The sequence below is a fragment of the Pseudoalteromonas sp. SCSIO 43201 genome, assembly GCF_023716725.1.
Taxonomy (GTDB): domain Bacteria; phylum Pseudomonadota; class Gammaproteobacteria; order Enterobacterales; family Alteromonadaceae; genus Pseudoalteromonas; species Pseudoalteromonas peptidolytica.
In genome coordinates this window covers 2,392,536-2,415,976 of record NZ_CP072683.1, presented here as the reverse complement: position 1 = coordinate 2,415,976, position 23,441 = coordinate 2,392,536, and the positions used below count along the sequence as shown (strand labels likewise).

19 protein-coding genes are annotated in these 23,441 nt (G+C 42.4%); 11 read left to right on the top strand and 8 right to left on the bottom strand.

Features of this window, described 5'->3' with window-relative positions:
- Positions 1-132: 132 nt before the first annotated feature.
- Entirely contained in the window at positions 133-1,605 is a 1,473-nt protein-coding gene (ilvC, locus tag J8Z24_RS10260) for a ketol-acid reductoisomerase (protein ID WP_128729850.1), read from the bottom strand.
- A 107-nt stretch (positions 1,606-1,712) separates the two neighbouring features.
- Here ilvC and ilvY point away from each other — a divergent pair, with 107 nt between their 5' ends.
- The 6 genes from ilvY (at position 1,713) to J8Z24_RS10230 (ending at position 10,112) form a co-directional block, all read left to right on the top strand.
- Positions 1,713-2,606: an HTH-type transcriptional activator IlvY gene (gene ilvY / locus J8Z24_RS10255; RefSeq protein WP_176033257.1), complete on the top strand. Its 894-nt coding sequence runs from the start codon at positions 1,713-1,715 to the stop codon at positions 2,604-2,606.
- Positions 2,607-2,669: 63 nt separating this feature from the next.
- Positions 2,670-3,365, top strand: coding sequence for a response regulator transcription factor (locus J8Z24_RS10250; protein WP_147390659.1), 696 nt, complete (start codon positions 2,670-2,672; stop codon positions 3,363-3,365).
- 311 nt (positions 3,366-3,676) lie between these two features.
- Positions 3,677-5,506: a DUF4856 domain-containing protein gene (locus J8Z24_RS10245; RefSeq protein WP_176033256.1), complete on the top strand. Its 1,830-nt coding sequence runs from the start codon at positions 3,677-3,679 to the stop codon at positions 5,504-5,506.
- 82 nt (positions 5,507-5,588) lie between these two features.
- On the top strand, positions 5,589-6,860 hold the full coding sequence (locus J8Z24_RS10240; protein WP_176033255.1) for an imelysin family protein: 1,272 nt from the start codon (positions 5,589-5,591) through the stop codon (positions 6,858-6,860).
- A complete protein-coding gene (locus J8Z24_RS10235) occupies positions 6,853-9,060 on the top strand; it encodes a TonB-dependent receptor family protein (protein WP_176033254.1) in 2,208 nt (735 codons plus the stop codon). The genes J8Z24_RS10240 and J8Z24_RS10235 overlap by 8 nt, the downstream gene beginning before the upstream one ends.
- A 71-nt stretch (positions 9,061-9,131) precedes the next feature.
- Entirely contained in the window at positions 9,132-10,112 is a 981-nt protein-coding gene (locus J8Z24_RS10230) for a sterol desaturase family protein (protein ID WP_176033253.1), read from the top strand.
- 110 nt (positions 10,113-10,222) lie between these two features.
- On the opposite strand, the gene J8Z24_RS10225 is transcribed toward J8Z24_RS10230, so the two are convergent.
- Together J8Z24_RS10225 and J8Z24_RS10220 are read right to left on the bottom strand one after the other, a co-directional pair.
- A complete protein-coding gene (locus tag J8Z24_RS10225; RefSeq protein WP_125252856.1) occupies positions 10,223-10,510 on the bottom strand; it encodes a hypothetical protein in 288 nt (95 codons plus the stop codon).
- Between the two features lie 277 nt (positions 10,511-10,787).
- Positions 10,788-12,359 carry a cation:proton antiporter domain-containing protein gene (locus J8Z24_RS10220; RefSeq protein ID WP_128729845.1) on the bottom strand — a complete coding sequence of 524 codons (1,572 nt, stop codon included), beginning with the start codon at positions 12,357-12,359 and terminating at the stop codon, positions 10,788-10,790.
- Positions 12,360-12,490: 131 nt separating this feature from the next.
- Here J8Z24_RS10220 and J8Z24_RS10215 point away from each other — a divergent pair, with 131 nt between their 5' ends.
- Both J8Z24_RS10215 and J8Z24_RS10210 read left to right on the top strand, forming a co-directional pair.
- A complete protein-coding gene (locus tag J8Z24_RS10215) occupies positions 12,491-13,234 on the top strand; it encodes a sporulation protein (RefSeq protein WP_125252858.1) in 744 nt (247 codons plus the stop codon).
- Positions 13,235-13,459: 225 nt separating this feature from the next.
- Positions 13,460-13,915, top strand: coding sequence for a GNAT family N-acetyltransferase (locus J8Z24_RS10210; protein ID WP_252094629.1), 456 nt, complete (start codon positions 13,460-13,462; stop codon positions 13,913-13,915).
- A gap of 229 nt (positions 13,916-14,144) precedes the next feature.
- Here the strand turns inward: J8Z24_RS10210 and J8Z24_RS10205 are convergent, their stop codons facing one another.
- The 4 genes from J8Z24_RS10205 to J8Z24_RS10190 all read right to left on the bottom strand — a co-directional run bounded on the left by J8Z24_RS10205 (position 14,145) and on the right by J8Z24_RS10190 (position 18,868).
- Positions 14,145-15,491: a sodium-dependent transporter gene (locus J8Z24_RS10205; RefSeq protein ID WP_252094628.1), complete on the bottom strand. Its 1,347-nt coding sequence runs from the start codon at positions 15,489-15,491 to the stop codon at positions 14,145-14,147.
- Positions 15,492-15,713: 222 nt separating this feature from the next.
- Positions 15,714-17,000: a sensor histidine kinase gene (locus J8Z24_RS10200; protein WP_252094627.1), complete on the bottom strand. Its 1,287-nt coding sequence runs from the start codon at positions 16,998-17,000 to the stop codon at positions 15,714-15,716.
- A 21-nt stretch (positions 17,001-17,021) separates the two neighbouring features.
- Entirely contained in the window at positions 17,022-17,729 is a 708-nt protein-coding gene (locus J8Z24_RS10195) for a response regulator (protein ID WP_147390816.1), read from the bottom strand.
- A gap of 335 nt (positions 17,730-18,064) precedes the next feature.
- Positions 18,065-18,868 carry a hypothetical protein gene (locus J8Z24_RS10190; protein WP_252094626.1) on the bottom strand — a complete coding sequence of 268 codons (804 nt, stop codon included), beginning with the start codon at positions 18,866-18,868 and terminating at the stop codon, positions 18,065-18,067.
- A 98-nt stretch (positions 18,869-18,966) separates the two neighbouring features.
- On the opposite strand from J8Z24_RS10190, the gene J8Z24_RS10185 reads away from it, so the two are divergent.
- Complete coding sequence (locus J8Z24_RS10185; RefSeq protein WP_128731229.1) at positions 18,967-20,214, top strand: serine hydrolase domain-containing protein; 1,248 nt, start codon at positions 18,967-18,969, stop codon at positions 20,212-20,214.
- Here the strand turns inward: J8Z24_RS10185 and yhbY are convergent.
- Positions 20,211-20,507 (bottom strand): ribosome assembly RNA-binding protein YhbY, encoded by a 297-nt coding sequence (gene yhbY, locus J8Z24_RS10180; RefSeq protein WP_099640497.1) that lies wholly within the window; start codon positions 20,505-20,507, stop codon positions 20,211-20,213. The two genes, J8Z24_RS10185 and yhbY, sit on opposite strands and share 4 nt — an antisense overlap.
- 86 nt (positions 20,508-20,593) lie before the next feature.
- Between yhbY and rlmE the strand changes: the two genes are divergently transcribed.
- Both rlmE and ftsH read left to right on the top strand, forming a co-directional pair.
- Positions 20,594-21,223, top strand: a complete 630-nt coding sequence (gene rlmE, locus J8Z24_RS10175) for a 23S rRNA (uridine(2552)-2'-O)-methyltransferase RlmE (protein WP_099028807.1) — start codon at positions 20,594-20,596, stop codon at positions 21,221-21,223.
- A gap of 67 nt (positions 21,224-21,290) precedes the next feature.
- Positions 21,291-23,249 (top strand): ATP-dependent zinc metalloprotease FtsH, encoded by a 1,959-nt coding sequence (ftsH, locus tag J8Z24_RS10170; RefSeq protein WP_125252865.1) that lies wholly within the window; start codon positions 21,291-21,293, stop codon positions 23,247-23,249.
- Positions 23,250-23,441: the final 192 nt, after the last annotated feature.

Sequence of the window (23,441 nt, the reverse complement as noted above, 5' to 3'; positions counted from 1 at the left end):
AGTGTTAAATCATGATGAGATAAATGAGAGTTAAGGTTGAGAGTAGGTGATAAAAGGCCACGATCTCAGGGAAGAAGGCGGCCTTGGTTACTAACAAGCGAACTGTATTTGTTGCAAATTTATCTATACTGATTACACGATTTTCTTCATCTCAGACATGTAACCACGCAGTGTTTCACCAATTTTTTCTACCGGATGATTGCGGATAGCTCGATTGACCGCGATGAGCTTCTGGTTATCAACATAATTATCATCGCCAGCTAACCCCTCACCAATTTCTTGTTTTGTAATGGCCTCCATGAACGGCTTTAACAAAGGCAAGCAGGCATGGTTATATAAATAGCAGCCATATTCAGCTGTGTCGGAAATAGTTCGGTTCATCTCAAATAGCTTTTTACGCGCAATAGTATTGGCAATTAATGGGGTTTCATGAAGTGATTCATAGTACGCAGACTCTTCAATGATCCCCGCGGCTGTCATGGTTTCAAAGGCAAGCTCTACACCTGCTTTTACCATTGCCACCATTAAAATACCTTTGTCAAAAAATGCTTGTTCTGAAATCTCAGTATCAGCATTGGCTTGTTTTTCAAATGCTGTCTGTGCGGTCTCAGCGCGCCAAGTGAGTAATTTTGTGTCATTCTCAGCCCAGTCAGCCATCATACCGGAAGAGAATTCACCACTGATGATGTCATCCATATGTTTGTTATACAGAGGGCGCATCAGCGCTTTTAGTTGCTCACTCAAGTCGAATGCTTTTACTTTTGCAGGGTTTGAAAGCCTATCCATCATGTTGGTTATACCACCATGCTTTAGTGCTTCAGTGATGACTTCCCAGCCGTATTGTACTAGTTTCGATGCGTATCCAGGCGCGAGCCCTTCTTCGACCATTTTATCAAAGCATAGCAGTGAGCCAGTTTGTAACATGCCACATAAAATAGTCTGCTCGCCCATCAAGTCCGATTTTACTTCTGCGATGAATGAAGATTTTAACACACCGGCACGATGGCCACCGGTTCCTGCTGCGTACGCTTTAGCTTGTGCCAGACCTTTACCCTGAGGATCGTTTTCTGGATGAACTGCAATCAGCGTAGGTACACCAAAGCCACGTTTGTACTCCTCGCGTACCTCAGTGCCAGGACATTTTGGCGCAACCATAATGACAGTGATGTCCTCACGCACCTGCATGCCTTCTTCGACGATATTGAAGCCATGAGAATAAGCGAGTGTTGCACCTTGTTTCATTAACGGCATAACTGCATTAACTACCGCGGTGTGCTGTTTATCTGGCGTTAAATTAAGCACTAAGTCAGCATCCGGGATCAATTCTTCATACGTGCCTACTACAAATCCATTTTCTGAAGCGTTTAAAAAAGATTGACGCTTTTCTTCAATGGCAGAAGGACGCAACGCGTAGCTTACATTGAGCCCCGAGTCACGTAGATTTAACCCCTGGTTCAAGCCTTGTGCGCCACAGCCGACAATGACTAGCTTCTTTCCGATTAGCACGTCGACACCTTGTTCGAATTCTTTGGGATCCATGAATTCACATTGCGAAAGTTGAGCCAATTGCTCACGTAAAGATAAAGTATTAAAGTAATTCGACATGGTATTTCCTGACTCTGGATAGAAATAAATTAAGCTCAGAGTAGGGCTAACTTTTAATTACGTAAAATGATATATTTGAACCATAGTGTTTCAAAAGGTGAAATACCGTGAACCATAAACAATTAAAATATTTCTTGGCGCTAGCAGATACATTACACTTTTCAAGAGCAAGTGAACGCTGCTTTGTGAGTCCGCCGACCTTAAGCCGACAAATTAAACAATTAGAAGAGGAAGTTGGTGCCGCTTTATTTTTACGAGACAACCGAACGGTTGAATTAACCCAGCAAGGCAAAGCATTTGTGCACTATGCTCAGTCAACGCTTGCGAGTTGGCGTCAATTTAAAACCGAGTGCTTGGATGATGATAAGCCTTTAACCGGTGAGCTTAGCTTGTTTTGCTCGGTAACCGCGACATACAGCTTTATTTATGATTTATTTGCACAGTTTCGTGCACAATATCCAAATGTTGAGCTGAATTTGATTACCGGAGATCCGGCTCATTCTATTGCAGAGGTTGCCAGTGGTAAGGAGGACGTTGCTGTCGCGGTTAAGCCCAAACACTTACCAAGTGGCATTGAGTATTTACCAATCGGGCGTTCACGGTTAGTCTTTATTGGCCCAACGATGGATTGCCCGCTGAAACAGTTGATTGAAACACATAGTCAGGGTGAAATGCCTTGGCAGCACCTGTCTTTTATCATGCCAGAGCAAGGCGTACTAAAAGAGCGTATTGATCTCTTTTGCAAAAAGCACAACTTTTCACCGAAAGTATATGCGCATGTTTCGGGCCATGAAGCAATGGTTGCACTTGCAAGTTTGGGCTTTGGGATTGCCTGTGTGCCAGAGATTGTGATCAGCCAAAGCCCATTTAAAAATCAAGTTCAGTTGCTACAGCTTAGATCGGATGAGATCGAAATAGGGCTTGTAACTAAGAATAAAAGATTATATGACCCAGTAGTAAAAGCCCTTTGGGGTACGGCAAAAGGATTATTTAAGCTGTAAAGCATCCATTCAGGTTGCGTGACTACACTGTGCCCATCCATGTTGAATGAATGAGGTGCGTCCGTGTCTACTATCTTGGTTGCACAAAGCAATAATAATATATTGACATCGCAACAAAAAATGCTCGAAGAGCAGGGCTATACAGTTGAGTTGTTAAGAGAGTTAGGTCAATTAAATGGCCTTTCTGGTAAGTCGATAAACGGCATTGTGTTGGATCAGACTATTGCGTCTGTACCGACCTGTGACTCAATTAACCAGTTTAGACAAAAGTTTAAAGCGCCTGTTATTGTGAGTCTTGATAGCGATGATGAAGATGTTCATAGCTTGTTTTTAGAATTAGGTGCAGATGAAGTTATTTCTAAAGATGCCAAGCCTAGATTATGGCGAGCAAGACTTGATGCTCTGCTCAGAAGGCAGTCAGCGAATGCACATTATGATGATACACCGCAACAATTAAGTTTTGGTCAACTGCATATAGACAAAAATACGCGTCGGGTAAGTTATGGGCAAGAGCGCATCGATCTGACCACCCATGAGTTTGAATTATTATGGCTACTCGCCAGTAACGGTGGCAAAGTGGTGAAAAGGGAGTTTGTATATGAACAGATTTTGGGTAAGTATTACCGACCAGACACACGCACAATAGATGTTCGAATTTCCCGCCTTCGCAAAAAGTTATATGACAACCCAAGTCGGCCTGAAAAAATAAAAACAATATGGCGCCAAGGTTACTTGTTTGTAACAGATGTCTGGAACTAGCAAAATATAATTTGATTTAGCGCAAAAGATACTTCGAATTTTTCGAAGATACACTTCGTACAAATTTGTTAAACTAATCGATTGAACAACAGCATAAACTTATTTTAATAAGTTTATGCTGTTGTTTTTTATTAGATAATATCAATCTTATTCCACAGCTACGGTGATTTGCAGAAGTGTATCAAGGTAGCAAAGTTGGAAAAATTGTTATTTATACAATGCAAATAATATTGATTGCTATTTAGGTGTGTGTATACTTTACGCCTAGTTATGAAAAATATAAACATAATTAGTCTCAAAGGAACAAATCAATGGCACTTAAAAAGTCTCTGTTAACGACTGCTATCCTTGCTGCTACTTTAGGCCTCACTGCATGTGGTGGGAGCTCTTCTAGCAACGATTCAAACAATAATGACAATACCAACACAACCCCACCGGCTACTAATGCTGCGCCAACTATCACAGTTGAAAGCGCTTCAGTTTCTGAAGACAGTCTTGGCGCTGCAGTTGCAAATATTTCTTTCGCTGACGACAGTGATGCAATTAACGCGTTAACTTTGACTATCTCAGATAATCGCTTTGAAATTGTGGAAGGTGTGGTAAAACTGAAAGCTGCAAACGCGCTAAACTTTGAGCAGGTTGAGGGCGGAAAAGTGTCGGTAACTATCACTGCAACTGACAGCAAAGGTGCAAAAACAGAAGTTGAAACCGAGATTTCAGTTCAGCAGATCAGCGAAGAAAATAAAGCAGGCGTTAACCGTTACGCTTTCAACAATACTCAAGGCGCTTCTTCGGTATCTTACTCAGGACAGATTGCTCGTCATGCAGCAATGGTTCATGTTAAGAGCTTGATGGGTCAGCTAGACAACGAAACGATTGGAAATGCGGCAGATCAGAAAACAGCGGCTGCGGCAATAACACAAATCAAAAACTTCTTAATGCCAACAGACGCAGTGGTACTTGACGAAACACTTGACTTTGCTGCGGCAATTAACGCACAACAAACCACGCTTGGACAAATCTCTAGCTCACTTAAAAAAGTAGCTGGTGAAGGTGGCAAAATTGCAGGCCGCGATAGCACTTACATGCATAAAGCATGGGAAGAAGACGGCAATATGATCGGCTGGAGTGATTTTGGCACGCAGCCAAAAACTCCTGAAGGCCTAGTGTTACATTATCTAGACCTGCTAGAAGCTCAACTGACTCAATTTGAAAATGGCTCGACCATCGAAGCTGAGCACAATGGCACAAAAGTGACCCTGAATAAATTGTACGTGACACCAGAAGGCCTAGACTTAGCTCAATTGGTACAAAAGCACTTAAACGGTGCAGTATCTCTTTCCCAAGCAGCAGATGACTACCTTGATGACTTACTAATTGGTGATAAATCAGCAAATAATGCAGCACTGGCGGATGGCAAGAGCTATACTGACCTTGAGCACAAGTTTGACGAAGGTTATGGATACTTTGGCGCTGCTATCGACTATCTTGATTACACCGATGATGAAATTGCAGGAAAAGGTGGCCGTGAAGCATATGGCAGTGGTTATCATGATTTAGACAAAGACGGTAAAATTAACCTACTGTCAGAGTATAACTTTGGTAATTCAACTAACGCTGCGAAGCGAGACCGTGGTACAGAGTCAAACACAAAACCGACAGATCTTACAGCTGAGGCTCAGCTAGCCTTTATTGAAGCACGTAAACTTATCGCAGATAACTTTGGTACTAATGTTGCTCAGTGGTCAGACGAAGATAAAGCGCGTTTAGAGACACTGCGTAACCAAGCACTTCTTGCGTGGGAAAAGTCAATTGCAGCAACAGTTGTACACTACATTAACGACACAATCTCTGATGATGACGGCGATTTAGACGATATTGCATCTGGTAATTTTGACGCTGATAAATTCTATACTGTCGCGAAGCACTGGTCTGAGATGAAAGGATTTGCTTTGAACTTCCAGTTTAATCCATTTTCTCCAGTAACAGACGCTGACTTTGCTAAAATTCATGAGCTAATGGGTGATAAGCCAGAGCTTGCTGCTGATAAAGTAGAAGCATATAAGAGCGCATTACTAGAAGCTCGTAGCATTATTGCAAATGCCTATGGCTTTGATGCAGAGAATGTTGCCAACTGGTAATCTACACTTTGCTTTATAACGTAAAAAGGTTAGCCGATGTATCAGCTAACCTTTTGTTGTATATAGATAATAGAGAACGCTAATGAGAGTATCTACACGTTTAAGCGCCGCAGCGTTTGCGGTCGCGTTAATATTGTCGGGCTGTGGAGAAAGCACTTCAAGCAGTCAAGGGTCTGGGGTAAAAGACAATGACAATTCAGGCACTGACAACCCGACCTTACCGACACAGTTTGATGAAGCTGCTTTGGTTGCTAATTTGGTAAACAATGTGCTGACCCCAGCGGTAACACAGTTTAACGAACTGGCTGTAACGCAACAGCTGGAAGTTGCAAATTACTGTTCAGGTGAAAAAAACTCAGCACAAAATGTAGCGACGTTGAAGCAAAGAGCTCAAGATAGCTGGCGCGCAGCCATGATGGGGTGGCAATACGTTGAGTTGATGCAGGTGGGACCGCTTACCACCAACAGTAAAGAATTAAAAAATAATATTTATGTTTGGCCTGCAACGGGCTCTCTTTGTGACATAGATTTAGATGTGGTGTATTTTGAAGCTGGTGTGATTAATGGGAATAGCAACAACCCTTACGACATTACACAGCGTACCGCGAATCGCAAAGGGTTAACTGCACTTGAACACTTATTATTTAGCACCAACCTTGTGCATAATTGTTCAACCGTGAATGATGCACTGGCACCATGGAATAACCGTTCTGATCAAGAAAAGCGTATTGCTCGCTGCGAATTTGCAACTGCTGTTGCTAAAGACATCGAAGGGCATAGCGACACATTACTCACTCAATGGAGTGGTGATAATGGCTACGCAAAGCAACTACTGAATGCGGGTCAACCAGGCTCAGCATTTGACACCCCACATTTGGCACTTAATGAAATCTCCAAAGCACTTTTTTATATGACTGAAGAGCTCAAAGACGGCAAAATTGCAACGCCTCTTGGTTTGGGCTTTCCGAATGCTTGTGGATTAGAAGCGTGTCCAGAAGCAGTTGAGTCGCCAATTGCTGAACATTCAAAAGAAAACCTACTGGCGAATATTCGTGCATTTAGGAATATTTTTACAGGTAACGGTCAAGATCCAGAAAATACGCTGGGCTTTGACGACTTCCTCGAAGCTGAGCAAGGTGATGAGGTCAAGGCGCGTATGCTTGCCGGTCTTGATGCCGCAGAAGCAACTTTGTTGGCAATAACGGGGAGCTTAAAAGCAGAGCTCGCGACATCTGCTGAACAAGTTACGCAGGCACACTCAGATGTTAAAAAGGTAACTGACGATCTGAAAACAGAATTTATTGAGAAACTTGCATTAGAGCTTCCAAAAACTTCGGCAGGTGACAATGACTAAACGCACTATAATAAAGAAATCTTTACTGGCGGCAGCGGTGATAATCGCGCTACCTCAAGCACAAGCTGCAGACGATAAACAAGATATAGAACATATCTCTATTATTAGTCATCATGATAAACTGAGAAAAGAAGCAGGCTCTGCAACTTTGCTTTCAGAGGCGCAGTTGGCGGAATATGAATATGATGATATTCACCGTATTCTGTCGAACGTACCTGGCGTTAATATCCGTGAAGAAGATGGTTATGGCTTGAGGCCGAACATTGGATTTCGCGGTGTGACACCAGAGCGCAGCAAGAAGATCACGATTATGGAAGATGGCGTGTTAATCGGCCCGTCTCCTTACTCGGCTCCCGCTGCCTACTATTTTCCTGTACCGACTAGAATGACAGCTGTGGAAGTCTTTAAAGGACCCGCGGCAATTAAACATGGCCCACAAACGGTAGCTGGCGCACTTAATTTAGTAACCCGTCAAGTTCCTGAGTTTACCGAAGGCGGAATTGACGTGGCTGTTGGTAGTGACGGCTACGCCAAAGCACATGGTTACTACGGTTCTGTGGTGAATAATGTTGGTTTTCTATTTGAAGCGGTAAATCTGCAAGCCGATGGTTTTAAAGAGCTAGATGGCGGTGGAGATACTGGGTTTGAAAAAAATGATATATTGGCAAAGTTTAATTATAAACTTTCTCAAGGTGGATATGACCACACGTTTGGGCTGAAGCTAAGCTATGCAGATGAACTATCTGATGAAACATACCTTGGCTTAACAGAGGAAGACTTTGCTCAAAATCCTTACCGCCGATACGCAGCTTCTCAACCTGCTGAAATGGATACTAAGCACTCTCAAATCATGCTTTCGCATATACTTGACGGTAACGGCGTAAACGTGACCACAAGACTTTATCGCAATGACTATGAGCGTGCATGGCTAAAGCTCAATGGTGTAGGCGCTAAAGGTGGTGCTTCATTATCCAAAATTATTGCAAACCCGGAATCGTTTGCAAATGAATATGGTGTGATCACAGGAGCACGGGATTCAGTTGTGGCTGGCTCAAATATTTTCTTGAATATGGGAACCAATGACCGCGAGTATTTCTCTCAAGGGCTGCAAGTCGACGCTAATAGTAATTTAACAATGTTTGGCTTGACTCACGATATTTCAGTCGGGGTTCGTTTTCATGAAGATGAAATTGAGCGCAAGCATTTTGAACAAGCCTATGCCATGGAAAATGGGATCTCGACACTGATTGAAGGGTCGAAACAGTTCACTTCTCTCAACACAGAAAACACCAAGGCTTGGTCAGTCTACATCGAAGATAAAGTGCAACTTGATGCCTTGACTCTCGGTGTGGGCTTGCGTGGTGAGCTGATGGATATGTCATATCAAGATAACAAAGACGCAGATGTGTGGATTGATAAAACAACTAGAATTTGGTTACCAAGCCTTAGTGGTTTTTATCAACTCTCTGATGATGCGGGTCTGTTATTCGGGGTGCATCAAGGGTTTGTACCTTCATCACCACTGCAAGATCCAGATATAGAGTTAGAGAAAAGTGTCAACTATGAGTTTGGTGGTCGCTTTAATGATGGCGTAACACAGTTTGAAATTGTGAGCTTCTTTAATGATTATGAAAACTTGAACGAAAGCTGCGGTCAATCGAACTGTGGCGTAAACGATCAGCAAGACCAACAGTTTAGTGGTGGTGAAGTTGATGTTTATGGTCTAGAAATGCAGTTTGCACAGCGTTACCCATTAAATCTGCAGATAGATATTCCGTATAGTTTGACATACACCTATACCAAAGGTGAGTTCCAAAATGAGCGTGCTACAACATTCGCTCAGTGGGGTTATATCAAAGCGGGCGATGAGCTTCCATACTTACCATCGCATCAAGCAACCTTTAATATAGGGCTAGCTGCAAGTGACTGGAAAGTAAATGTAGCGGTGAAATACATCAGTGAAATGTCTGAAGCTGCGGGCAGAAGTACAGAAGACTTCGAGCTTGTACTAGAGGGCGCAGAAGTGCCTAATACGACGATTGTTGATATATCAGCCAGCTATGAATTAGGTCGGTATGGCCAAGTATATGCGAAAGTAGACAACCTTTTTGACGAAACAGAAATCGTCAGTCGTCGACCTTATGGTGCACGCCCGGGTAAACCTAGGCAGTTTAGTTTGGGGTATAAGTACCAATTCTAAGCTTTCTTTTGGCGGCTCTTATACTAGAGCCGCCCAGTTGAGCATATTATTATTTTGTGATGGAAGTAACTATGTTAGAGCAACTATGGCAAAGCATTATCGATCTCCCAGGTTATTTATTTGATGCTAATAAGAGAGTGTATTTGCCATATTTGTTTAGTGCTATCTTAATGGCGATTCCCGTGTACTTTGCAGCAGAGCAAGCTAGAAGCGGCAAAGGTTTTTTAAGATTTATGTTCCCCAAGCGGGTATGGTGGTGTCAAAGTGCAAAATTAGATTATTGTTTGCTCGTGACTAATCGTTTAATAAAAGCTGCGACTTTTACGCCAATCGTATTGACTATGGTGCCTGTAGCGCTCGCTCTGTCTAGTGCACTTGAAGCGATGTTTGGTCCTGCATTACACTTGGACGCACCCGAATGGGTAGTTGTATTACTCTTCACTTTATTTTTATTTATAGTAGACGATCTAACCCGTTTTCTATTACATCTTATGCTGCATAAAATTCCATTCTTATGGGAATTTCATAAAGTACATCATTCTGCAAGTGTATTAACACCATTTACTATCTATCGCTCTCACCCTATTGAGAGTTACCTATATGCGTGCCGTATGGCGCTTACCCAAGGAATTGTCGTTGGTAGCGGATACTATGTATTCGGTAGTAGCCTCAGTATGTACGATATTCTTGGTGCGAACGCGTTTGTTTTTATCTTTAATATTTGTGGTGCCAATTTACGGCATTCTCATATTTGGCTGAGTTGGGGAGATAAGATAGAGGGGTGGTTTATTAGTCCTGCACAACATCAGGTGCACCATAGTGATAACCCTGCGCACTTTGATACCAATTTAGGATCTGCTTTGGCCATCTGGGATAGAATGTATGGTTCACTGATTAAAGCTTCCAAGGCAGAAAAAATAACGATTGGTGTTGGACAATATGATGCAGGTCATGACACCTTAACGGCTATCTATTTAAAGCCTTTTAAGCTGGCTTGGAAAACCTTGCTGCCAAAGAACAAGAAAAATCATCCCCCATTAAAGCCTCGCTAATTGTAAGATTTCAGGTTGATAAGGCAAAAGGAACTGAAGATAGAAAGAGGAAAATAGGCTGACGACGGGCATTGTCAGCCTATGTGGGAGAGTAGGCTCCCTAAATCGTTTTAATGTAACTGTGAAGCCGAACTGCGGTAGAATCCCAACTCATTTAGTTTTTTTATCAGCATTTTTGGATCTTCTAGTCCGCTAGGTGCTTCTTGATCTCTTAGAAAGTGATCTGACGGCACCGAGTGTAGATCTAGCATTTTATGGAACAAAACACTGCGAATTGTTAGCGCTGTCATTCCACCGTCCTGTATTGCATCAAGTCTATCTTGGAGGTCTGAAAAAGGCGCAGCCTTGACATCATCCACTACTGCAGAAAATTGACCATTTGATTTATTTTTCATCATGAAACCCCCAAAGGTATAGCTTGCTCACAATCCGGCGAGCAGAAGTAAAAAAGCCACTAATTATCAATTTATGTTCATAAAATAGATACTTACGGCAAATCCGATGTGTCCAGTTTACTCTGAAGTTGGTGTCAATTACCATCTTGGATGTAAAGCTTTGTAAATCGAATAATGAGTAGAATGAAATAATAGAATAGACGTCTAGAAGTAACTTAATGATATGAATATGGAAATAGTTCTCAGTACCAATAATGATACTGAGAACTGATTACCGAATTTAAGTGAACAATTTTTCTTTCACATGCTCTGCAAAACCACTACCAGCTTCTAGGTAGAAGTTATAGGTAGAATTTACTCCCATTTCCTCTAACTCTCTTTGCTGATCTGGATAATTAGCAATAGCGGTAACTTGTCCATCGTATCCTGATGCTTTCAGCTGCTCTAAGGCGTAAATGTTCTGCATATGTTTAGGCATCGCCAGCATGACCATTTCTACTTCAGAGTGATTTACCCGCTGCCAAAAATCAGGATCTGTGGCATCGGCAGTTAATACTCTACGACCTCGAGATACGTGCTTGTCTACTACTTCAGGTTTTATATCTACGCCTGCGACGGTATTGGGAAAGCTTGCTTGAATGGTTTCATAGGCACCAGTACCAATTCTGCCCATGCCAAAGATAACAATCTTAGTATCGGTAAGATTAACAGGAAGCTCTTCTTCTAAGCGATCCTGGCTTTCAAATTTTAATAGCCAAGGCTCCAGCTTAACATATATCTCATTTGAGCGTTTGTTCAAAGGGGATGCAACGACAAAGGTGATAGATACGGCGATAGCAACAACGGCTAACCAATCAGCAGCAACAGCGCCAGATGCTGAAGCTACAGCGCAAACAATAAGGCCAAACTCACTATAATTGGTTAAGGTAAAAGCGCTTAACAAGGAGGTACGAGCACGTAGCTTAAACATATTGGTGAATAGGTAATATAGAGACACTTTTATTGGCAATACCAGCACAAGTAACATAGCGATAAGTAACGCATCTAATGTGATAGTGGCATTCAAGCCAATATTTAAGAAAAACCCGACGAGTAAAATGTCCTTCACATTGAGCAGCGCCTTAGAAAGTTCACCCGCCTTTTTATGAGGTGCGAAAATCATGCCCATTATTAGTGCGCCTAAGTCACCTTTTAGACCTGCAAACTCAAAGGCATGATAACCTGCCACTAAGGCAAAAAAGAAGCCAAATAGAGGGAGTAACTCACCGTGTTTCGAGCGACTCAATATCCAAAACATCACGGGGCGAACCAAAGGTAGTGTGATCAATAATGCTAACGCCCAGATATTTGGTGCCTTCCCGGTGCTAACCGCAAGAAAAATAACTGCAAAAATATCTTGCATAACCAAAATACCAATCGATATTTTACCATGTAGGCTTGCCATTTCTCCTCGTTCCTCGAGGACCTTTACCGCAAACACCGTGCTAGAGAAGCTAAAGGCGAAACCCACAAGCAATGCACTTTGCCAGTCAAGTTCAGTAAACAGTGGTAAGCTCATCGCACCTAACATCAGTAAAAGGCTTGCAAAGAATGCGCTGCTCGTGATGATGTGCATGCTAGCTGGTGCCCAAACTTGTGGTTTGATTAGGTTTCCAACACGTAATTTCAAACCGATACTGAATAATAACAGTGTGACGCCAAGATCAGCGAGTTGGGTGAGTAGATCTGTGGTTTTGTGACCAAGCAAGTTTAAGACAAAGCCAGCCATTAAAAAACCAATGAGAGGGGGAAGTTTCAACTGGTAAACTGAAAACCCACATGCAAACGCGACAGCAAAATAGAGCAGTTCCATAACTTAATATTTTAATCCAAGATAACAGCAGTGTATCAAAACATCCTGATATATAAATTATAAATTTTCGCTGACAAGTGTGAAAAAATATGGTTATGATGCTGGTAAGGACATACCGGACAGGAGACGTAATGTTTAAGAAGATCCTAGCATCTGTCGGTATCGGTGCGGCAAAAGTTGATACTGTGTTGGAAACAGAGCATTTGCACCCGGGACAGAAGTTTCAAGCGCAAATTGTAGTAAAGGGTGGTGATGTTAGCCAAGAGGTAACTGGCCTTGAGCTTGCGCTATTAACGAGAGTAAAAGTTGAAGGTGAAGACGGTGAGTACTTTACCAACCATGTTATTGACCGATGGCGAGTAGGCGGGAGCTTTACAATAGAGCCTGGGGAGCAAAAGGTGATCCCGTTTGAGGCAAGGCTTCATTCAGAAACCCCAATCACAGAGATTAATGCTGGATTTAATCGCTGCCATGTTTGGGTCGAAACTGGATTGGACATTGATTTAGCTCTTGACCCTACAGATAAAGATGCACTGCATATTTATCCTAACGAAGCTGTTAAAGCATGTATGACAGCGATGGAACGTTTGGGCTTTAACTTGGTTAAGGCTGATGTGGAAAAAGGCTACTTGCGAGCATCAGAGTTTCAGTCTGTCTCTGGTTGCTATCAAGAACTGGAATATAGGCCACAATCACGTTCTCTGTTTGGTTTACAAGAAGTTGAACTTTCTTTTGTACCAGAAGCACATAAAACCCATGTTTTGATTGAACTTGACAGAGCGTTTAGGGGAGATGGGTACGTCGATCTAACGATTGAGCACGATCATGTCAATATTTCTCAGCTTTGCGATCAGCTCGAACGTTTGTTTTCATAAGGGGCAACTCGGCAAACCAAGAGGGTATTAAGCCATATTGACACAAGTATATTTTTGCGCCCAACGATGCTTGGGCGTTTTTATTTTAAACCATACCATTTGTCCTAGCTGGTCAGTCAATCTCATGGCTTTGAGCATGCAGCAACTAAAGCCGTGAAGCTAGAATCACTTCCTAGATTGACGTGCATCAAGCTCAAATGGCTATAACAACTTATTGAGGCAGTGATGGATTGGCGGGTAGAAAGTTATGATACGCTCACGAAAGATGAGCTATTTGAGATTTTAAAATTAAGGGTGGATGTGTTTGTTGTCGAGCAGGCATGCCCTTACCCTGAGATTGATGATGTAGATAGAGCACCAGAAACACAGCATCTATTTTTGCAAAGTGACACGAAAATATTGGCTTACGCACGTTGTTATCGACAGTCAGATTCGGTCGCTTCAATTGGTCGTGTCATTGTTTCTGCAGACATGCGTGGTAAGGGCGTCGCCCATACATTAATGGAAAAAGCCATCGCCAGCTGTGAGCAATCAATACCGCATCAACGCTTAGTTATCTCGGCGCAATGTTATCTTGATAAATTTTATTCGGGAATAGGTTTTGTGAAACAAGGATCAGAATACCTGGAAGATGGGATCCCACATCAGGATATGGTGTACACACAGGGTAAGCATAGCTAATACCAATTTGACTTAATACTTGCTCAATTTGAAGGAGTAAATCTGACGCTAACTGCGTTAAAAATTTCTTATTTAGAACAACTAAATAGCAAAATTTTCGCCTAGTTATCGACACGATTTTCTCGCCTCAAATAGACCACTTAATTAAGAAAATTGGTATAACAACATAGATCATTATAGCGGGGGCAGAAGTTCTGCCCCTTTTTGAAAAGCTTGGTATAAATTGTGTTTACAGTGAGTTTAAGAATACTGCAGCAATCGCAACTGGGCAGACAAAGCGAATATACCAAGGCCAAATTTTCCAAAACAGGCCATTTGCGACTTCGGGGCAGCCTGATTCGATTTCTTTGAGCAATTTTGCACGATGCCAAATCCAGCCGACAAATACACAGCAAAGCATACCTAATAACGGTTGACCAAATTTGGTTGTCAGGCTAACCGTGAAGCCAAATAATGTTTCAATATTGACCAAAATAGTCAAGCTGACAGCGGTTACCAGCGCTCCAATAATCCAAGTAGCTTGAACTCTGCCTAAAGCAAAACGTTCAACAGCATAAGAAACCGGTGCTTCTAACATTGAGATTGAAGAAGTTAGCGCTGCAATGCTCATTAACGCAAAAAATGCAAAGCTTACCAACAGACCAATGCTACCCATACTATCGAACAACGCTGGAAGTACTTGGAAGACTAAGGTGTCTTCGTTGAGCAGAGCACCATCAGCTGCAAAAATCTCAACGCCTTGAGCCTGTGCAACGTACATCGCTGGAATAATCAATAGACCTGCGACAAATGCGATAAACACATCGATAAGTGTAACCATGGCACCGAGTGATACTAAGTTCTCTTTCTTACTAATGTAGGAGCCATAGATAATCATTACACTCGTACCAAGTGATAGTGAGAAAAATGCTTGCCCCAGTGCATCGACTAATAACTGCGGATTGAGCACGGATGAAAAATCAGGCACTAAGTAAACCCTTAACCCTTCAACAGCCCCATTTTGTGTTAATACGTACGCTATCAATGAAAACAGAATGCCGATAAGTGCTGGCATGAGTCGTTTTGACCATTTTTCGATGCCATTCTCAACTCCCTTACTGATGATAAGCACCGTAAGCGCAATAAAGGCCGCCGTAAAGACAATATTGCGTGACATTGAAGCGCCTTCGAGCCATGACTGTGCTTGCACTGCGCCGGTGATTTCTGCAATTGGCTCTAGCGTCGCACTAAACATCCAGCCAGCTACAATGGCATAAAAGCTCAGGATCAGACCCGCACAGATAATCCCACCAAAGCCCACCACAAAGGCAAGCTTACTCTGCCAGGCTGTATTGGTGAGCTTGCGCAGCGAAGAAACTGCGTTCGCTTGACCATGACGGCCAATAACTAACTCTGCCATTAACGCTGGATATGCGAGACAGAACGCCAAAATTAGATAAACGAGAACAAATGCTGCACCACCATTTGATGCGGTTTGTGTCGGGAACCCCCAAATGTTTCCCAAGCCAACCGCAGAACCTGCGGCAGCCATAATAAAACCAAAGCGAGAGCTGAACTCTCCTCGGATATTGCTCATAATTATTATACTTCTCTAAAAATTGCTAACGGCGATGACAATCTACTGTAATTAAAAAGAAATAAAAAGAGTAAATTACCTTGATTTGGCGCAAGGTTGAGGCGGATTTTTAGTCGTAACTCGTATGTTGCACCAAAAGCACGTTTAAGCACTTATAACTTAATGTTTTCACAATTAATTCTACAATGGGTATGTCACAGTGTAGCGACTTATTTACATTAATTATTTTTCTTTACAGGGGAGTGAAAGAACAAATTTTGCCCCTCCTAGCCGCTCTGATTGACTCACTGTAGCTTTTCCATGGTGCCAATCCATGACCTTGGCTACGATAGCAAGGCCTAAACCATAGCTTTTTCCAGCTCTATTACGATGAGTTTGTTCTTGGAAAAATGGACTGAAAACTTTGTCCCAGTTTTGTCTTGCGATCCCAGGGCCATCATCTTCAACAGTAATCGTTAACCAATGCTCAGAACGATAGGCACTGAGTAATACTGTACTGGTAGCAAAGTCACAGGCGTTACTAATCAAGTTACTGATAGCGCGGGCGAGCCAATGGAGATCACCTGTGATTGATAACGTTTCAGGCACCTCAACGCGACCCGATAGTTGGTTTTTTTGCAGTTTGGGCTGCATTTGCTCCATAAGGTCATTACCGTAGCGAGATAGGCTAGTACTTTCATGTTTTAGCAAATGTGACTTCTGCTCAAGCGTAGCAAAGGAAAGATAGCTAGACAGCATGTCTTCCATTTGGTCTAAATCTTTCTCCATCCTTTCCAAATAATCATGTATTGCGCTAATGTCGTCTTCATCTAGGGCCGCATCTAGCCCAAACCTCAAACATGCAACTGGTGTTCTTATGTCATGAGATAAACTTGAAGCCATGAGTTTATTTTCGGCCATTAACTTTTCTATTTGACTGGCCATGCGATTAAATGTGTTTTCTAAATCTCGTATGTAAGTGAAGTGATTTGGAGTAATACGTGCACTCAGGTTGCCGCTGGCAAAATGCTTTGCTGCGGTATTGAGCACAATTAAACGCTTAACTAACGGTGATAAGATGAACCACAAAATTGCACAAATGCCGCCATAGAAAAATAATGTCAGTAAAACGTCATAATCCGCTTGTTCGACTTCAGGACGCCACTCCAGCTCTATATAATCTGGTGCCATGTCGGGCGTTGTTTTGAGTAGATAGACATTTTCGTTTTCAATTACCAGCCCTTCAGGTAATAGCATTTGCTGCTTTAGCTCAGTGGGCATGGCGAGGGTGTCACCATCCTTGTAGGTAATATGAAGACCAAATTGTTCGGCAATAACTGTTGTAGCCGCAAGGCGAGCATCTGGTTTCTTTTCAGTGACTTGTATCGCTAAACCTGACATTAATTTACTTTGCCATTCAAAGCTATTTTCAATTGGGGCAGTTTGTTGATTATAGGTATCTATAACCCAGCCGAGGGCAAAAATAGAAACCAGCGCTCCGGCAAGCAGGTAAATATAAAGTTTTTTCACAATAACGGTATGCTTTAGACGTTACCAAGCTGAGGGGACAAGCAAGTAGCCTTTTCCCCACACGGTTTTGATTTTTTCAGGGTTTTGAGGGTCATCATTAAACTTTTTGCGCAATGCAGAAATCAATACATCAACACTTCTGTCAAGGCCATCATATTCACGCCCTTTTGTCGCTTTAAATACAGCGTCACGAGATACGACTTCCCCAGCATGGCTTGCTAAAAATTGTAGCAATAAATACTCTGCGCTCGAAACGATAATCTCTTGAGCGCCGACAGATACCTTGCGAGCTTGCGTATCTATCGTTAGTTGACCGACGACTAACTCATGCTTTGCTGCTTGATGGTCAAGGGGCTTTTCTTGTGCTGCTCTTACGTTAGCTTTTATCCGAGCAAGAAGAGCACGAGGGCGAACAGGCTTAATTACATAGTCGCTAGCACCGACTTCTAAACCGATGACTTCGTCCATTTCTTCATCTTTGGCGGTAAGCATAATTACGGGTTTATTATAAAATTGACGTAAATCTCGACAAACGCTAATGCCGTCTTTACCAGGTAACATCAGATCGAGCAGTACAAGATCGGGGTCTAAAGACTTAACGCGCTCAATGACTTCATCACCACGATAACAGCAATGAGTTTTATAGCCTTGATTATCGAGGTATTCCGCTACCCACTGTGCCAGTGAGATATCATCTTCAACCAGTAAAATAGTACCGTATTGCTCCATCTTTTGCTCCAAACTTTAGTATTTCCCTGTCGAGTATAATCACAGAAGCGCTTGTGTCTGTAAATAAGTGTAGGTTGGTAATCTAAAATTTATTCCATTTTTTAAATTCAACTTACCTACAGGACGTAGGTACCTTAGCGAAAGCTGGACACGGAAAAGTTAACTTGTGCTTTAGCAACAACAATGAGTTGGAACATTCCTTATCCAAACCTCAGCTCATATAGCAAGCTAGATAGACAGCAGAAAGGTGTAGGAAAGTGTCTAGGAAAAGCAAAAACTTTGGTCGCAACGCTACGGCAAATTGCTTTTCCTAAATATTGAGTTTAACACTGTACTTATTTGACGTTGAGCTTTTCAATCAAACTCTCTGCAAGATGTACCTGCATGTCAGCTGTTAGAGCTGAAACTTCAGTTTGCGTACACGCACCAGCTGTTTTTTCCAGCGAAGACAGCGTTTTAGTTACTTTGTAGCTTGGTATCTCAACAGGAGCACTTGAGCGCTGACGGCGAGCTTCTTCAGTGTTTTGAGCAGCAATAAATGACAATATTTCACGCTCATTGGCAATTTTTTCTTCTTCAGTGAAGGTAAATTGTAAGGGGATCCCTTGAAATCCAGCACTATCGACTGATGACTTAGCAAACCAGACAACATCAGAAGATGCTTGGTGTGATAAGCGCATACTTACTGAAGCGACAATATTGCTACATTGAAATGCCGGAGAATTTTGTGCCAGCTCCGCAATGTGTGGGTGCGGATTTCTAGGCTTATCTAGTGCATATGTTTTATTCGCCGCGAACTCTAAATCTAGCTGGTGAATAGTGAGCGTGTAGTCTGCCTGTTTTGTGGCGACAACCTGTAACCCTTTTTGCTCTAATAAACTAACCATTTGTTTTCGTAAGGTATCTGTAAGGCTGACTTTAGCCGCGTTGATAGCTATGGTGTTACCTTGAATGAGTGGGTGTGCAGGTAGTTGTACAGACTTAATTCGTGCCGAATTCAGTTCAGTACTATAGCTGATTTGGTAAACTGACTTTTTCAGTAATGGCTTCTGTGGCACCGCTAGTTTCGGCGCTAATGGCGCTGTGGTGACACATCCAATAAGTAGACTTGTACATAGAGCTGCTAGCACTAAACGCATTAAAATACCTCAAATAAACAGTTATTTTCTTATATTTAGTGAGTTCCGCCAATTCATCATGTTAGTATGGCGAGCGAGTGTTAATGAAATGAGTCATTATGAAGTCGCTAATTCTCACATTAGTTTGTATTTTTTGCTGTAGTTATTCAAAAATAACGGTCGCGAAAACTCCAAACCAGCAATGGTCACAATTTTTAAAGAGCTATTCTAAGCAAGTCGAGCGTAAACTGAAAGAAAAATCGGTACCAGGTGCTGCTTTGTCTGTTGTGCATATTGAGCATGGTAGTTACGTAAAGGGGTTTGGCCAGACAAAAAGCCGAAAAGGCAATCGTGTTGATGAACATACTCGCTTTCGGCTAGCCTCGGTTTCCAAAACATTTGCAGGAAGCTTAGCTGCGAAGCTGGCGAGCGAAGGTCATTTTAATATCGATGACAAAGTAAGCTTATATCTTCCGCAGTTTATCGATGGTGACTATAGCCAACTTAAACTTTACCACCTTCTGAGTCATTCCAGTGGTTTGGTACCAAACGCGTACGATAATTTAATTGAATCGCGAATGGAGTACCCACAGATTGTAGAACGCTTATTACAGGTTGAAGCTCTGTGTCAGCCCGGCCAGTGTTACGGGTATCAGAATGTCATGTTTAGTTTGATCGGTGATGTTATCGAGAAAACAACGGGGATCAGCTATCAAACATGGATGCAGGAGTTCATATTTGCTCCGCTTAATATGCGAGATGCAGGCCTTGGAGTCGAGCAAATGACGAAGGATAATAATTTTGCGTGGCCGCATGTCAGGGGAAGAAAACGTTGGCACACTGCTAAATTGAAGCAACACTATTATAAAGTATTACCAGCGGCCGGTGTGAATGCCAGTGCGACAGATATGGCACAGTGGTTGAAAGCGCAATTGGGCTTATATCCGAGCGTATTATCGCCTGAGGCATTAAGTAAACAATCAATGCCTTATACTTTAACTAAGCGTGAGTTACGTCGACGGGTATGGCGTGAACATGTTGAGGCCGCATACTATGGCCTGGGTTGGAGAATCTATCAATATGATGGTAAACGCCTTTACTACCACAGTGGTTGGGTGCAAGGGTATAGAACAGACGTGGTAATTATTCCCGAGCTAGGCATTGGCTTTAGTTTGTTGCTAAATGCTGAAAGCGGTGTAATAAATCAACTCACCAATGACTTTTTGATAGATGTACTCACGGGAGATGCTATTTTAATGCCGGTGTTGAGTGAGCGAGAGATTAAAAGAGTTAAGGCGGAAGAAGCTGAGCTACTTGAAGGTATCACGCCACCTTTGACGCAAGGCAGCGTGACAAAAGAAAATTAATTACGTGGCAATTGAATTTTCTTGTCTTCGCTTTGACGGTATAACACGATGATGTGGCCAATCGTCTGTACCTTGTGCGCGTTTGTTTCACGAACAATTGCTTCAAAAATCAGTTGCTTAGTTTCACGATCATTTGTTGGTACTTTCACCTTGATGAGTTCGTGAATGTTTAGGTTTTGCTCAATTTCGGCCATTACGCCTTCGGTGAGGCCATTAGCGCCTAGAAGCACAACTGGATTTAAGTTATGAGCGAGCCCTTTTAGGAACTGCTTTTGTTTATTTGATAAGGTCATATTGATACAATCTTATTTATTAAAAGGCTTGAATTATCGATATTCTAACGCCATCTAGACAATATTACTAATGAGTTATAGTTAATATGGCAAATAAAAAACACTCCGCCAGTTCTAAACGTTGGTTAAAAGAACACGTAGAAGACCCTTATGTACATGAAGCCCAAAAACGTGGCTATCGATCACGAGCGGTTTTTAAGCTGGAAGAAATCCAGCAAAAGGATAAATTGATCCGTAAAGGTATGACGGTAGTTGATTTAGGGGCCGCGCCGGGTAGCTGGTCCCAATATTTAGCTGAACAAGTAGATATTGATGGGCAAGTAATAGCGTGTGATATTTTACCTATGGACTCGTTAGCGGGCGTTGACTTCCTTCAGGGAGACTTCAGAGAAGAAGCGGTATTAAATGCACTGCTTGATAGAATTAACGGCAAAAATGTAGATGTGGTGTTTTCAGATATGGCGCCAAATATGAGCGGTAATATGTCTACCGATCAATCTGGCAGTATGTATTTGGTCGAGCTAGCATTAGATATGTGCCATCAAGTGCTAAAACCAAACGGGGCATTTGCGGTTAAAGTTTTCCAAGGCGAAGGCTTTGATCAATTTGTGCAAGAAGTACGTAATTGTTTTAAGGTTGTAAAGATCCGTAAACCAAAAGCGTCTCGTCCTCGATCACGAGAAGTATATGTAGTGGCGACAGGTTACAAACTGTAGTACAGTTGGAAAGCATCAAGTTGAATTTGAATTTTTTTGGATACAAGAGGTTAACTCCTTGAGCGATATGGCTAAAAATCTAATACTCTGGTTAGTAATTGCGGTTGTACTAATGACCGTGTTCCAGAGCTTTAACGGTGGCGAACAATATGATCGCCAAACGAGTTACACACAATTCGTGAAGGACGTGCGCAGTGGTTCTGTTCGTGAGGTCAGTATTGACCGTCAAACAGGCGTAATTAGTGGCGTTCGTTCTAGCGGAGATCGTTTCCAAACAGTGATCCCATTGACTGATTTAGACTTGGTCAACGATTTGCTTAAAAACGATGTAAATATTAAAGGTGTAGCGCCAGAAGAGCAGTCTTTCTTGGCAAATATCTTTATATCCTGGTTCCCAATGCTTCTGCTCATTGGTGTATGGATCTTTTTCATGCGCCAAATGCAAGGCGGGGGCGGCAAAGGCGCAATGTCGTTTGGCAAGAGCAAAGCTCGCTTAATGAGTGAAGATCAAGTCAAAACAACATTTGCGGACGTTGCAGGCTGTGACGAAGCGAAAGAAGACGTAACTGAACTGGTGGACTTTTTACGAGATCCATCAAAGTTCCAAAAGCTAGGTGGCAGCATCCCGAAAGGGGTATTGATGGTAGGTCCTCCTGGTACGGGTAAAACTTTACTTGCTAAAGCGGTAGCAGGTGAAGCAAAAGTACCTTTCTTTACCATCTCTGGTTCTGATTTCGTTGAAATGTTTGTGGGCGTTGGTGCTTCTCGGGTTCGTGATATGTTCGAACAAGCGAAAAAAGCAGCACCTTGTATCATCTTCATTGACGAAATCGATGCCGTAGGTCGTAAACGTGGTGCAGGTATGGGTGGTGGTCATGATGAACGTGAGCAAACACTAAACCAGATGCTAGTAGAGATGGATGGTTTTGAAGGCAATGAAGGTATTATCGTCATTGCTGCTACTAACCGTCCAGATGTATTAGACCCTGCATTATTGCGTCCTGGTCGTTTTGACCGCCAAGTTGTTGTGGGTCTTCCTGATATCCGTGGTCGTGAACAAATCTTAAATGTTCACATGCGCAAAGTTCCATTAGATGATAACGTTGAAGCATCGGTAATTGCACGTGGTACACCAGGCTTCTCTGGTGCTGACTTAGCTAACCTTGTAAACGAAGCCGCCTTATTTGCAGCTCGTGGCAATAAGCGCAAGGTAAGCATGGCTGAGTTTGACGCTGCAAAAGACAAAATCATGATGGGCGCTGAGCGTAAGTCCATGGTAATGAGTGAGCAAGAAAAAGAAATGACGGCGTATCATGAAGCTGGTCATGCTATTGTTGGTCGCCTAGTACCTGAACATGATCCGGTTTATAAAGTATCCATTATTCCTCGTGGTCGCGCCTTAGGTGTAACCATGTATTTGCCGGAGCAAGATCGCGTAAGTCACTCAAAGCAACATCTAGAGTCTATGCTTTCAAGCTTATACGGTGGTCGTATTGCTGAAGCGTTGATTTACGGTGACGACAAAGTCACGACAGGTGCAAGTAACGACATTGAACGTGCCACTGATATTGCCAAAAAAATGGTTACGCAGTGGGGGTTAAGTCCTAAGCTTGGACCACAAATGTATTTAGAAGAGCAGGGCGAGATGTACATGGGTGGTGGTTCTCACCGTATGTCTGGTATGTCAGATGAAACTGCTAAGCTTATTGATGCGGAAATTAAAGATTTCATCGATCGTAACTATCAACGTGCTGAGCAAATCCTAAAAGACAATATGGATATTCTTCACACAATGAAAGATGCGTTAATGAAATATGAAACGATTGATGCATTGCAGATTGATGACTTAATGGAGCGCCGTGATGTTCGTCCACCAAGGGATGCGCATGACGTCAAGCCAGAAAAAAAGGTAGAGTCTGAATCTGCCAAAGTGACAGAGTTAAAACCGGAGTCAAAAGCTGAAAAGCCAGCAGATGACCAGCCTAGTGATAGCACATCAAACTCAGAGCTTGATGACAAATCGTAAGGTCAGGTAGAATATGACAGCCCCGAGCAATCGGGGCTTTTTTGTATCAATAGATTCAGGGTGTTATTATTGGATTATGCGTGTATGAATAAGTACACACTTGTACCAGTTAGTCTTAATGTTTGCTCAATTTGAAGGAGTATATCTGACGCTAACGGCGTTAAAAGTATCTCATTTAGTACGACTAAATAA